At 49.9% G+C, this 12902-nt stretch carries 9 protein-coding genes and 1 riboswitch; of the genes, 4 read left to right on the top strand and 5 right to left on the bottom strand.

Going from position 1 to position 12902, the window contains the following annotated elements:
- Window positions 1-45: 45 nt before the first annotated feature.
- A riboswitch (purine riboswitch) is annotated at window positions 46-145 on the bottom strand.
- 328 nt (window positions 146-473) lie between these two features.
- Window positions 474-1454, top strand: a complete 981-nt coding sequence (locus L6H70_RS19130) for a GGDEF domain-containing protein (protein ID WP_236335637.1) — start codon at window positions 474-476, stop codon at window positions 1452-1454.
- Between the two features lie 75 nt (window positions 1455-1529).
- On the opposite strand, the gene L6H70_RS19125 is transcribed toward L6H70_RS19130, so the two are convergent.
- Complete coding sequence (locus L6H70_RS19125; protein WP_236335636.1) at window positions 1530-4646, bottom strand: EAL domain-containing protein; 3117 nt, start codon at window positions 4644-4646, stop codon at window positions 1530-1532.
- 288 nt (window positions 4647-4934) lie between these two features.
- On the opposite strand from L6H70_RS19125, the gene L6H70_RS19120 reads away from it, so the two are divergent.
- Window positions 4935-5078 (top strand): hypothetical protein, encoded by a 144-nt coding sequence (locus L6H70_RS19120; protein ID WP_167336675.1) that lies wholly within the window; start codon window positions 4935-4937, stop codon window positions 5076-5078.
- 167 nt (window positions 5079-5245) lie between these two features.
- On the top strand, window positions 5246-7564 hold the full coding sequence (locus L6H70_RS19115) for a TPM domain-containing protein (protein WP_236335635.1): 2319 nt from the start codon (window positions 5246-5248) through the stop codon (window positions 7562-7564).
- A gap of 82 nt (window positions 7565-7646) precedes the next feature.
- Here L6H70_RS19115 and L6H70_RS19110 read toward each other — a convergent pair whose 3' ends face one another.
- Entirely contained in the window at window positions 7647-8519 is an 873-nt protein-coding gene (locus L6H70_RS19110) for a LysR family transcriptional regulator (RefSeq protein ID WP_236335634.1), read from the bottom strand.
- A 115-nt stretch (window positions 8520-8634) separates the two neighbouring features.
- On the opposite strand from L6H70_RS19110, the gene L6H70_RS19105 reads away from it, so the two are divergent.
- Window positions 8635-9084 carry a rhodanese-like domain-containing protein gene (locus L6H70_RS19105; RefSeq protein WP_236335633.1) on the top strand — a complete coding sequence of 150 codons (450 nt, stop codon included), beginning with the start codon at window positions 8635-8637 and terminating at the stop codon, window positions 9082-9084.
- A gap of 63 nt (window positions 9085-9147) precedes the next feature.
- On the opposite strand, the gene L6H70_RS19100 is transcribed toward L6H70_RS19105, so the two are convergent.
- The 3 genes from L6H70_RS19100 to L6H70_RS19095 all read right to left on the bottom strand — a co-directional run bounded on the left by L6H70_RS19100 (window position 9148) and on the right by L6H70_RS19095 (window position 12768).
- Entirely contained in the window at window positions 9148-9945 is a 798-nt protein-coding gene (locus L6H70_RS19100) for a formate/nitrite transporter family protein (RefSeq protein WP_206102908.1), read from the bottom strand.
- Between the two features lie 150 nt (window positions 9946-10095).
- Complete coding sequence (locus tag L6H70_RS28720; RefSeq protein ID WP_269751866.1) at window positions 10096-10218, bottom strand: hypothetical protein; 123 nt, start codon at window positions 10216-10218, stop codon at window positions 10096-10098.
- A 72-nt stretch (window positions 10219-10290) separates the two neighbouring features.
- Window positions 10291-12768 (bottom strand): S-layer homology domain-containing protein, encoded by a 2478-nt coding sequence (locus tag L6H70_RS19095; protein ID WP_236335632.1) that lies wholly within the window; start codon window positions 12766-12768, stop codon window positions 10291-10293.
- Between the last annotated feature and the right edge of the window lie 134 nt (window positions 12769-12902).

The raw sequence follows: 12902 nt of genomic DNA, 5'->3' as shown, positions 1-12902 counted from the left end.
ATTTCTGTATACGCAACACAAAAAATCCCGGCCCCTTCATAGGTATGCAAAATGCACCCTATTCGTAGCCAGGAATTTACGGTTCCCTGTAGAAACCCCCAAACCCTATCTTCGGGGATATACGAACAGCATCAATTATTATATGAGCCAATTGCGATTTTACAGAAAACAGACGAATGTGTCAAGGACATATACAATAGATAATTCGTGTTTATATCCTGAATAATGAACTAACATCACCTAAACATTCCAATATATCCTCCAAACACGAACATTATAAAACTTACAGGCTTTGGGAGGATTACAGAAACATTTGTCGAATATATAGATATCTTGCCACTGGAAATGAGGAACTGTTCATGCATATCCCACCCCCAACTCCTCGCCAAAATCACTGGAACCGGGTACTTCTGAATACATTTTGGCTGGTTCTGCTTGTATATTTGGCAAGCCAGCTTTTTATTTCACTATCTATGTGGGGCCTTAGACCTGAATTTACGGACCGTCAATATTTCGTTACCCATGTGTTCATTCCCGATTCCATTATCCTTGTCCTTATTCTCATCCTGGAATCGATCCGCAAATGGAAGCCTATGTACTCAGAACTCTCGATTGTCTTTGCAAGTCATATCTACGCTATCCTAATCATCACGAATCTTAGTGAAGAGTATCCGGTGAAGCCGCTTATCATGCTTTCGCCCCTGCTTGTATCAATGATATATCTGAAAAGCAGTTATATGAAAATATCCTCAGCCATTTGTCTGATCTACATCGTTATGTTGTTTATTGGTACACCGTCCTACGAATATACGCTGCGGATCCAGCATGTTATTATCGCTCTGATCTTCGCCGCTACTGCGCTGGCCGGATTTGGAGTCATTTGCCGGGGAAAAGACCTTATGCGTTCACTGGAGGAGTCTGTGAAGTCGGAGCAGGATCTGCGGATCCAGAATATCATTATGGACCGGCTCTCCAAAATCGACCCTTTGACCGACTTGTATAACCATAAGACCTTTCATGAATATCTGGGCTGGCTCATTGAGCATCAGCAGAGCAACCCCTTTCCGATGCAGCTGGCGGTCCTGGATATCGACAATTTCAAAAAAGTGAATGACCAGTACGGGCACTGGGTAGGAGATATCGTTCTTAAGCAAGTAGCTGCTATGGTGCTGAAACACATTGGCACTGATGATTTTGCCGCCCGGTACGGGGGAGAGGAATTCGTAGTTATCCTGACCGCCAAGCCTCTGAATGAGGCCAATGAAATTATGGAGCGGATCCTTACAGGAATCGCAGGCATGCCGGTCGCGGAAATGGAGGGCAGCTCCGTTACCGTAAGCATCGGAATGCATGAGTTTTCAGTCACCGACTCGAAAAGCTTCACCTTCCAGCAGGCGGATGATGCCCTCTACGAAGCAAAGAAAACCGGTAAAAATAAAATTGTTTTGCTGTAGGCAAGCTTCCCTTTGATTTCTAATCACGAAAAAAAAACGGATCCGCGTACATTCGCAGGTCCGTTTTTTATACAATCAATAAAAATTCTGATGTTCAAGCAGTTCCCAGACGCCCCGCTGAGGCACAGGCTTACTTACCAGATAGCCTTGAACCTTGTCACAGTCAGATTCGTTCAGGAATGCCAGCTGACTGACATCCTCTACTCCTTCAGCTACAACTTCAAGCCCCATTTTATGGCCAAGCACAATAATGGTGTGGACAAATGTTTGGCTGTACGAGTCATCAGCCAGGGAATCGATAAAGATCTTATCCATTTTGAGCGTAGAAATCGGGAGATGCTGCAAATAACTCAAGGAAGAATAACCAGTTCCGAAATCATCCAGGGCAATGCGGATTCCGCGCGACTTGAGGAACTCCAGCTTGCTGACCGTATTTTCGAAGGATTCCATAAAGATGGACTCCGTAATCTCAAGCTCCAGACAGCTTGGTTCAAGACCGCTTTCCTCCAGGCTTTCCAAGACCATTTCCACGAAATCCTCCTGCAGCAGCTGGATAATCGAGATGTTGACGGATATTTTGTGAAGCAGGCCGGTGCGGTCATGGATGCTTTTCATAAAACTGCAGGCTTCTCTCAGCACCCATTCCCCAATATAAATAATCAGCCTGGAATCTTCAGCAATTTTTATGAAAGAGAGCGGAGATACAAATCCGAGCACCGGGCTATTCCAGCGGATCAAAGCTTCAAAACCGGAGATCAAACCTGTCTTAATATCCACTTGAGGCTGATAGTGCAGCTCAAATTCGTTGTTGTTCATTGCACTGCGCAGATGCTTCTCAATATTCATCCGTTCATTGAACGGGGTATGCATCGATTTGTCATAGACGACGTAGGTGCCCTTTCCTTCCTCTTTGGCCCGGTACATCGCTACGTCGGCATTCTTAAGGATCTCCTCTGTAGTTTCCCCGTCTTCCGGGTAGAACGAAATGCCGATGCTGACGGATACATACAGATTGCTCTCTCCGATAAGAAAAGATTTACGGAAGGCGCGCAGAATATTATCTGCTAAGCTAAGCACTTTATCACGGTCGACAGCGTCTTCGATAAATATCACAAACTCGTCGCCTCCGAGCCTGGAGAGCATCGCCTCATTCTGGACAAGCGACTCTAATCTCTCACTGGCCTTACGGATTAGAATATCCCCTGATTTATGACCCAGCGTATCGTTAATATATTTAAAATTATCTGTATCCACGAACAATAGCGCAGCTTTGCTGCCCGGCCGACGGAAGTATTTCTCCATCGTCTCCAGCAGGGAGATACGGTTCGGCAGATTACTGAGCGAATCCATATAGGCCAGGCGGTGGATGTTCTTTTGATTCTCAAGCAGCATGTCGTATTGCTCTACAAGCTCCTGCTGTGTCGCTGTGAGCTGTTCATAGGTCGCTTCCAGCTCCTGGTAGCTGTTATTCAGGTTGAGCTCCGCCTGCTTACGTCTGCTTATATCGATCAGGGAGCCATGGAACAGCACTGCCCCGTCTGCAGGGTTAATCATAGCTTTGCCTCTGACCTCAAACCAGATATAATTATTGTCCTTGGTGCGCATGCGGTATTCGGTTTCGTAGATCGGGGTCAGTCCGTTAAGATGATCCTGCCTGGCTTTGTTCGCAGCCTGCTGGTCATTAGGGTGAATAATACTGAGAACCCCGTTCTCGAACGAGTTAATCTCTTCCTCTGTATAGCCCATAACCTCATACCAGCGGTCTGACAGCTTGTAGCCCACGGTATGGGAGTCCAGCTCCCATATATAGGCTCCGGATCCTTCGGAAGTCAGGCGGAAGCGGCGTTCGCTTACACTCAGCTTGTGCAGCTGTTCTTGCAATTCAGCCTCTGTTGCCGACAGCTCTTCGTAGGTAGACTCCAGTTCCTCATAGCTAAGCTGCAGCTTAAGCCCGCTCTGTTTGCAGTCATCGATATCCAGCCCCACGAGAAGATAGACATCCTCATCCTGCTCGTCCATTCCCTTGATTAATGTAGTCCGGAAAGAAAAAAATCGCGCTTCCGGTGAATGATCAGGCAGCTTCAATTCCACATTATTAACGTAATCCCGGTTGACCGCTCTGGTCAGCAAATCCTGAAGCAGAGCAACTCCGCCTTTTAGATCAGGGAGCTCATCAAGCCTTTTGCCCAGCACTTCCTTCTCTTTTAGCCCGGTCATTTTTTCCGCATACTGATTAAAGCGCACAACCCTCTTATCGCCTTGTACTGCCCACACCATCATACCGGTATGTTCGATGACATCTTCAAAAAACTCTTGCTCCGAATGAATCTTCCGCCGGAGCCGCCGGATATACAGCCTGATGCAAATAACTCCAAATAAAAGTACAGACGCACCAATAACAATGCCGGAAATAATCCGGCCATAAATCATTGCAGTGTAGCTGTCCGAATGAGCAAAGAAATATTGCTGATACAATTCTTCAAAAGCCCCGGAACGCCGGAGCCGCTCAAGCCTCGCATTGATATACGGGACAAGCCCGGGCATTGATTTACTCACGCCATAAGCAACTTCTACAGGGTATAAATTGCTCATTTTGCGGATGATTTTACCCGTCATTCCCCGCTCCACAATTAAATAATCGACAACTCCCTGATTCTCAAACAGGAGATCAATATCACCATTCTGGAGAGCTTCCAGCGCGTCCGGTACGGTTGCATATTCTATGTATTGTGATACTTGAGCTTTGCTCTGCAGCACAGTTTCCGGGTACTGATCCTTACCTACGCCGATCTTATATTTCCCCAGCGTGCTTAGTGTAACCTTTTCTTTAAGCGCTGAGCGTGAGTACACGGAGACATAGCTCTTAAATACAGGAGTTGAGAATAATATGTCCTTTTTTCTTTGCTCCGTCACAGCCATAAGTCCGGTTGTGTGGATCCTCCCGTTCCTCAGCAGTTTATAGGTCTTCTCCCAATCACCTGTACTGTAATGAACAAGATACTTATGCTTCTCAAAAATCATGCTGGTCAGGTCAATATCAAAGCCGGTCAGATATCCATTCTCTATGTACTTATAAGGCGGATAATCTAATTCTGCCTGGTATCTTATGTCCTGTCTTTCAGCGTGAGCGGCAGCAGGGGGTGCAAGCATGAACACAATGCTAATCAGAAGCAAGAGTTTACACCGCTTCATCGCAATTCTCCTTTTTCCAAAAAAATCAGCTAACAGCCTTTATAACACCCTGTATTCGACAAAAAATGGTAGCATTCCTGCTTCTCCCCTCTTCGATTGTGATAAAATGTGCAAACATTCCGCTGTCCTGAAGCTGGTATAACAGAAATAAAGTAAGAACCTATAATTTTATATTGCTTTTTACCGATAAAATGTGGATAATAGCAATAACAATTGATAATGATTATCATTATTGTATCCAACATTTAATCCACTTCACTATATTGAGTTAAAGGAGACTGAACGCCCATGAACGCAGCCACTACCCGGACGGCATTACAGGTTGACGATTATTTGGATCTGCTCAATCTTGCAGTAAAAGTTGGAGATTTGAAATGGCAAAAGGAAATCAAATCCAGACTTCAATATATACTCTGCCTGCAAACCAGATAGCTGACATGCAGATTGCCGCATCCCCGGTACACGGGGATGCGGCTTTTTTATTGCTCGCTTATCAAACGGATCGCCGCCCTCTGCATCGGCGGGACTTCGGATGTGTAATAATATATAATCAGCTTAATCAGCTGTACCATAGTCCTCTAGAACGGAGAGTGCCCTATTTGAAAAAATATATCGCCTTGTTCCTGATATTCAGCATGCTGTGGATGAATGGAGTCCAAGCCGCTGCCCTTCCTGCACAGCAGGGGCTGGTTACCGATGAAGCCGGATTGCTTACTGCACAGGAGGCGGCCGCAATTGCCAACACTGCTGCCGGAGAGCCTTACACCTTCCACATCTTGACCATCGATTCGTTGGAGGGGGCTGATTCCACCCGTTATGCCAGTGATGTCTACGATGCCTGGGCGCTAACCAGCCGGGATATTCTGCTGCTGATCTCCGCAGGAGACCAGCAGGTGGAGCTGAATTTCATTAATCCCGGGCTGCAGAATGCGCTGGACAGCTGGTCGATGAGCCAGCGCGGGGGCACCGGAAGCTCGGCTATTACCAGTGTTATCGACTCCTATTTCATCCCTTCCGCCAGAGCAGGCGACTTTGCAGAAGGGATCCGCGCTCTAATCACTGAGCTGCAGTCTCTGGGCAGCGCGCCAGGTAATGGAGGCGCTGGAGCCGGAAGTACGGGCGGAACCTCCAGCGGCAGCACCGCAGGGACTGCCGGACCCGGACCTGGCACGGACACCGGGACTGCAGCCGGTAATAAGGGCCAGAGCGGCGGCCTTCCGCTGCTGACAATCGCTGCAATTGTTGCAGGCGCAGCGCTGCTGGCATTCGTATTGTTCGTGCTCTTTACCGGACTGCGCCGCCGTAAGCAGCTTGCAGCCCAGCAGGAGCAGCTGGCTGATTTGCTCGTGCGGACCAACCGCGCCATGGAGTCACTGCAGCCGTTCCAGGGTATCGTTCAAGGCAAAACCGGAGAAATGGTTGACGGCATCTCCAAACGCCTGGATGCCCAGCTCGTGAACATCTCCGCGCTGCAAAACACCGGTTCATCACACCCGGCGTTTTATCAGCTGACTGCGCTTAAGACGGCGATTGCTCAGGCTGAGCAGACAGCAAACATGCTAAGCAACTCGCTTGCCGAAGAAGAGCGGCAAATTGCCGTGATCAGTGATGCCGACCGTAATGTTAAGCAGCAGATTACCGAGCTCAAGAAGGATGCTCCCGGGCTTGAGGGCCAGCTGCAGGATGCGGTTAAAGAGACCGGTTATGAGCTGCAGGAAATTACCGAGGATCTGAAAGAGCTTGCCGAAGCAACGGCCAAGGCGGATCAGCTCGAGCTCTTCGATCCGATTGCCGCCCAGGACATTACAAAGGAGGCACAGGAGCATCAGGAGCACATCGAGCAGGATCTGCGTGATGTTGACCTCTACGACGACAAACTGGAGGGCTTCCCCTCCGCTGTGGCTGCTGCACGCACGAAGCTTGACGGATTGATTGAACAGAACTCCCTGCATAATATGAAGGTCAAGCCTTACGACAGCCTGGAGCAGGCGCGCAAGGCAGCAGAGACGCTGGAAGCGCCGCTGCGTCTTGGAGACATGGATCAGGTTCGCAGCATTGCCGCTAACATGGACACACTGCTTGCCGAGGCTATCGCCATGACGGAACGACAGGCACTGATCCGCCAGAATAACCTGCGCGATCTGGAGACGGTCCGCAGCAGCTGGGATGGGCTGACCCGGCGGCGCAACGAACTGCAAAGCCGGCTGGCCGAAGCAAGATCCCGGTTCGCAGAGCAGCATCTGAGCAGTCTGGCTGAGATACTGGATACAACCGGCGCACGCCTGCGGCAGGGAGCGGGCGAAGTTCCGCAGATCGAAACCTGGACCAGTGATGAGCGCGGCGAATATGACAATGCCCGCAGCGGGCTGGACCGCCTACTTACCCTGCAGGAGGAAACCTCCCGCCAGTTTAACAGTGTCTCGCAAAGCCTCGATGAACTGAATGAACGGCTAGAGGCCGTAAAGCGGATCTTCCTCGAGGGCCAGGGGCAGGCAGATTCGGCGCAGCGGCTGCTGGAGAGCCGGGGATTAGCTGGCCGCAGCCGTTTCGAGGTGAGTCTGCTGCCGGAATATGGCCAGCTTGAGTCACAGCTGGCCGCCCGTCCATACAATCTCGATGATTTAGAAGCCCTTGGACGCTCTTATGCTGCGCAGATCTCTTCGTTTGCCGAAGAGGCGAACCGGCTTGTGCGGCAAAAGGAAGAAGCCGAGCGCCAGGCCCAGCTGGCCATGATGCGCGAGCGCCAGCTGAGAGAGCAGGCCCGCAAACGGATGTCGTCCGGTCCGCCCTCCTCTGGCGGATTCGGCGGAGGGCGTTCCTCCGGCGGCTCCTCCTGGAGCGGCGGACGCTCATCCGGAGGTTCCTCCTGGGGCGGCGGCGGCAAATCAGGCCGGAGTTCCGGCGGCTCCAAGTGGTAACGCTCCGCAGGAATTTAAACCTCACATAGCCGAAGAACCCTCCTACCAAAATGTTGGCAGGAGGGTTCCTTGCGTTAAGCGTCTATTGCTGCTGCATCGCCGCAATGAAATCACCAAAAGCCGCAGACAGCCCCCGTTCCTTACGGTAGATCAGCTGGATGTAGAATTTCTCCTGCTCCCCGGCTAGAGGAATTCCGATTAATGCCCCGGAGTCAAGCTCCTCCTGGGCGGCATACCAGGGTAAAAAGGCCGTCCCCCAACGGTGTTTCACCGCCTGCTTAATGCCTTCCAGATTTCCGAATTCCATATCAATTCTTGGCGTAATACCGGAATGCCGCAGCTCCTGCAGCAGCTGCCTGCGGTATGTGCAGGTCTCCTCCGTCAGCACCAGCGGTTCTGCCGACAGTGCGGACGGGGCAATTGCCGGTTCAGCTGCCAGCGGGTGCTCCGGATGGACAACCACGAACAGCTGCTCCTGACGCAGCGGCAGCGAGACAAGCTCTTCTGATTCATAAGGGACATCAAAAATCAGCCCGAAATCAGCTGCCTTCTCTTTGACATCCGCAATAATCTGAACCTCCGAACCGGGCTGAACACGCAACTGTACCCTGGGATGCTGCTCCCTATAGCGGTGCAGACGGTGCGGCAGATAATAGGCAGCCAGCGTCTCGATCGAACCGATATTCAGTATGCCGCTGTTTCCGCTGGACACCACGCCCTTCGCTTCTCCGCTCAGCTCCAGCATCTGCCGCGCATAGGGAAGCAGGCTGTTCCCGGCAAAGGTGGGGATCATGCCCCGGCCGGAGCGTTCCAGAAGGACCGCTCCGTAAAGCTCCTCGAGCTTGCTAATCTGGGCCGTTACACTGGATTGGGCATATCCCAGCTTTTCTGCTGCCCGGGTATAGCTTCCACAGGACACTACTTCACAAAAGGTCCGCAAATACGTGAGTTCCATGCCATCCCCCAACTATCAATATTTTCGATATTTATTATGAATAACTATAGATAACTACAATTATAAATCCGTAATACAATAAAGCAAAGCCCAGCTAAGTTAAGGAGGACGTTTAATGAATATCAAAGCAAAATCACAGGTTCTGTCTACTCCGGCAGCCACCCCCGCTGAGGCGGCGAGTTATTTCTCTGCCAAAGGCTTATTTGAAACCGATGTAGCCGATGTCGCCTACGATCTGCGCGAAGGCATAACCGGTTTTACGCTCGTTGATGTCCGCGATTCTCTCGCTTATGAAGCTGCCCATCTGCCGGGTGCTGTTTCACTGCCCTCCGGCCGGATACACAGTAATACCCCTCCTCCCTTTTCCCGCGAGGAGGTGCTGGTGGTCTACTGCTGGGGGCCTGCCTGCAACGGGGCCAGCAAAGCGGCTGCCAGACTTGCCGGCCAAGGCTACCAGGTCAAGGAGATGCTCGGAGGAATCGAGTATTGGCGGAAGGAAGGAGGAGCTCTGGAGGGCAGTCTGCGTGAAGAAGCGCCTCTTTACTACGCTATGCCGCTGGTATAAATCCAGAGTATAGCAAAAAGACTTTGCTCCTGACGGAGCAAAGTCTTTTTCTATACACACTCTTTAATGAGGATCCCCGTGCTCCTCGTCCAGAAACGGCTTGTTCACATAATAGTACATGACGCCCATCAGAACGCCGCCGCCGATCAGATTTCCGAGGGTAACCGGAACCAGATTATGGACTACACCGCCCCATGAGATCGTACCGGGATGATCCAGCACGAGCGCTATAGCGAATGTACACATATTGGCAATGCTGTGTTCATATCCGGAGATGAAAAAGCAGAAGACGAACAGAACCATAGCGAACATTTTAGCTCCATCGCTTTTCATGGACATCGGAACAAAAAACGCCAGACAAACCAGCCAGTTACAAAGAATGGCCCGGAAAAACAGCTGAAGCGCCGGAGCCTCCATCTTATGGGCTACGACATTCAGCAGAAATCCGTTTACGCTGGAATCATAGAACAGCCCGGTCAAAAAAATCAGCAGCGCAAACGCCGTAGCCCCGAGGATATTCCCGATATAGCTGATTACCCACATCCGGACAACCTCTGTCCACTGCATTTTGCGCCTTAATGCCGCGTACGTGTAATAAAAGGTGTCCCCTGTGAACAGATCCCCTCCACCATAGGAGATCAGGATGATCGCTGCCCCGAATGTGATCGCGGCCATCGGGTACGTCATCGGCGATTGCTCCATGTAGAAGAAGTTCCCTGTTTTAAACGCTACAATGACACCGAATCCGATGAACATACTGGCCAGCATCGCCCTGGCGATATAGCGTAAAACACTTTGCCGATAAATCTTCTGTTTCTTAAGTGCCAGTTTTTCAACCTGCAGCAGTGCCTCATTCTCCATATGACCTCCGCTTACGTCCATATTTTCAGCAATAGTTGCGGCTGCACTGCAGCCTTTGGGTTATTATACCCAATAAACCGCTGGAATTTACTTGAACCACGGAAGCCCAATTAAATTACATTCTATTTGGAGAGAACCCACACTCTTTCGTTAGGTGTCATCTGCCGGGTCATTCAGCTTGGCAATCGCCTCTGCCTTTTCGCTGCTGGCTACGACGATGAGCACAAGTATCAGGCATCCCAGAATCATCCGCTGCACCCTCACTTCCTTCATATGTCGGCTTAGTAGTCAACTTATGCCTTGGGGCAGGGGATTATGAGTGGTGTTTGTTTGCGGCGATAGCTGTTAGTCAGCCAGAGTACCAATGTAATAGCTAATGGCTTTGAAATTCTGATCATAGAAAATGATAATGTAATCCTCGGTTAATCCGGTTAAAGCTTCTTCGGTCTCATACGATAATCGGATAAATGGATAGCTGCTTGTAAAGTTGTACGCATTCAAATGCTTTACTACATTTTCCGGGTTAAAATCCTGGACTGTCCCAAGTTCTGATCTGGATGTCGTTGTAGCATATACCGCCTCAGGATGGGCTTTTTTATAATCCTCAAAAATGACGTAGTCTGCGCGGCTGCCATTACTATAATCCCGTTCCAAACTTACTCCATCCTGAATCTGCACCGCTGATCCGTCCCATACCGGAGCGGTAACAGTGAAATCAATCAGTTGCGTCGCGTATCGTATAGGCTGGCCGTTCTTATCGTATATCACAACCGTAGCATAGTGATTTCCTTGCACACCTGTTACAGAAAGAGAATCATAGCCGCGGAATTTCTGCTTGCCGTACACACTTGGAACAGCCAGATCTGCGGCAGTGAAAGGACTGTCAGTGATATACAGAGAGATACTTTCGGCCTCACTAATGGTATCCACAGTATAAGCGGTTAGAATTAAGCCATTGAACGTAGTGCGCTGTGGGGTGAGTTTCGTCGATGCCAAAGGCAGGCTGCTGCCCAGCGGACCTGAGCTTTTCTTCATTTCAAGCTGACTTAAGGCATTCTCCAGCGTTGTTCTCCGGCTCTGGCTGATCTGAGCTTTGAGGGAATCATTAAGCAGCGAATACGCTCGCGAAGCTCTCATAATGACACTCTCTTCTTCCAGCGCGGGTTTGCCCGAAATCTCATCAATTTTTTTCTCTGCAGTCTCTACCGCTAGTTCATCACTCTGCGTTACTTTGCCCTGGTAATAACTGAGCGCCTGCAAATCCTTGTTATAGAAAATGATTGTATACTCTTGCTCATTATAGGTTTTATTATTCCCCAAGGTTTCATATACCAGTGGAATATCGCTGATACTCTTCGGATAATAGTGATCGGTCACCCGGATGATCTTATCGGAGTACAGACTATGTGAACTCTTGAGGAGATCTCCGACTGCCCACTTATAATCAACATCCATGTAATACTTGGGAGTAATGCTGTAATACACAGCGTTACCTGGTTGATCTTTCAGAGCATAGGTCACATCAACGACATCAGAATAGTATGTTCCTCCCATAATATCAGGTGTAGACTGAACTACCTGCTTCTCCAGCTTAATGGTTACACCGGTCTCCAGCTTTACAAAATTCTTTGAAACGGAGACAAACGCCGGCTGCAGATTAACCTTTTGCGAATAGTAGCCTAGTGTTTGGTCATGCGCATTTAATATAACCGATACATAATAATCACCTGCCGCCGGTACAAATGCGCTAGGCACATCAACCTTGACATGTGAATTATTCGGATATGAATACGTAGGAGAAGTAGTAAGCGCCCGTCTGTTCTGCAGCACCCATTTCAGGTCTCTGGAGTTTATCGGGGTTGTAGTTACATAATAAGTAGCATATGTTCCGTTCCCAAACATGGAGGCAGGCAATGCACTATAGTCAAAGTTCAAGTAGACGCCATTCGTTACGGAAGTATTCGTAACCGAAGCAACATGAATATCAAGCAGTGGAATATCGCTGACCGGCAGCGTAGGCTCCGGAGTCACTACTGGCGTTGCTGTTGGCGTCACTACTGGTGTTGCTGTTGGCGTTGGCGTTGCTGTAACTGAACCGCCCCCGCCGCCCCCGCCTCCTCCACCGCCTACCGCTGCTGCCGCAGTTGCGGTTGGCGTCGGACTTGCGGACGGCGTAGCTGATGCCGCCGGAGTTGCCGTTGGCTGATCGGCTGTGTATTGAGCAGCTGCACTATCAATCAGTGTCAGGGATTCTGCCCGGGTCAGTGCCTGCTGAGGTGCAAACGTGCCGTTCGGGTAACCTTTAAGAATTCCAGCTGCAACCGCTGCTGCAACGCTGGCTTTGCCCCACTCGGCAATTTGCCCGGCATCGCTGAACATCTTCAGATCATTTATATTTCCGCCAGCAAGCTTCAGGAGCTTGCCTACGACTACCGCCGCCTCTTGGCGGTTAATGGGATCACCGGGACGGATGTCATTGTTATAGCCTTGTATGTACCCGGCTGCAACCGCTTTCGCAATTTCACTGTAAGCCCAATTGGTTGAAGCCACATCGGTAAAGCTGATCTTGCTTTCCGAAGTGAACCCGAAGGAACGATTGACCAGTGTCATAAATTCCGCTCTCGTAATCGTCTGGTTGGGCTTCACCGATCCATCCTGAAAACCTTTCAGGTCACCCTTCTCCAGCCAGCTTTCAATCGTCTTCTGTGCCCAGTGGCCTTCGTAATCCTTGCCGCTGCTCTGCGCACCTGCTGCACCCATAGATCCTAAGAGCATACTAATCCCAAGTACCCCCGCCATTATCCCCCTGAACTTCCTGCCCATTAACAAGCCTCCTATATGCCGCTCACCCTGGAACAGCCTTAAATTATACCTGCTCTACTATACTTATCTCACAATCAATACAGATAAAGCATTACCATAATATCCTATATGAAAATATTAGTAAATTAGATATA

It is taken from the genome of Paenibacillus auburnensis, from assembly GCF_927798115.1.
GTDB lineage: Bacteria > Bacillota > Bacilli > Paenibacillales > Paenibacillaceae > Paenibacillus_AQ > Paenibacillus_AQ auburnensis.
The sequence above is the reverse complement of the archived record's forward strand: the minus strand, read 5'-3'. Positions and strand labels throughout refer to the sequence as shown.

Bases quoted from the DNA above. Each gene is read 5' to 3' on its own strand.
- L6H70_RS19130 (WP_236335637.1), top strand. From the start codon at position 474: ATGTGGGGCCTTAGACCTGAATTTACGGACCGTCAATATTTCGTTACC.
- L6H70_RS19125 (WP_236335636.1), bottom strand. From the start codon at position 4,646: ATGAAGCGGTGTAAACTCTTGCTTCTGATTAGCATTGTGTTCATGCTT.
- L6H70_RS19120 (WP_167336675.1), top strand. From the start codon at position 4,935: ATGAACGCAGCCACTACCCGGACGGCATTACAGGTTGACGATTATTTG.
- L6H70_RS19110 (WP_236335634.1), bottom strand. From the start codon at position 8,519: ATGGAACTCACGTATTTGCGGACCTTTTGTGAAGTAGTGTCCTGTGGA.
- L6H70_RS19105 (WP_236335633.1), top strand. From the start codon at position 8,635: ATGAATATCAAAGCAAAATCACAGGTTCTGTCTACTCCGGCAGCCACC.
- L6H70_RS19100 (WP_206102908.1), bottom strand. From the start codon at position 9,945: ATGGAGAATGAGGCACTGCTGCAGGTTGAAAAACTGGCACTTAAGAAA.
- L6H70_RS28720 (WP_269751866.1), bottom strand. From the start codon at position 10,218: ATGAAGGAAGTGAGGGTGCAGCGGATGATTCTGGGATGCCTGATACTT.
- L6H70_RS19095 (WP_236335632.1), bottom strand. From the start codon at position 12,768: ATGGGCAGGAAGTTCAGGGGGATAATGGCGGGGGTACTTGGGATTAGT.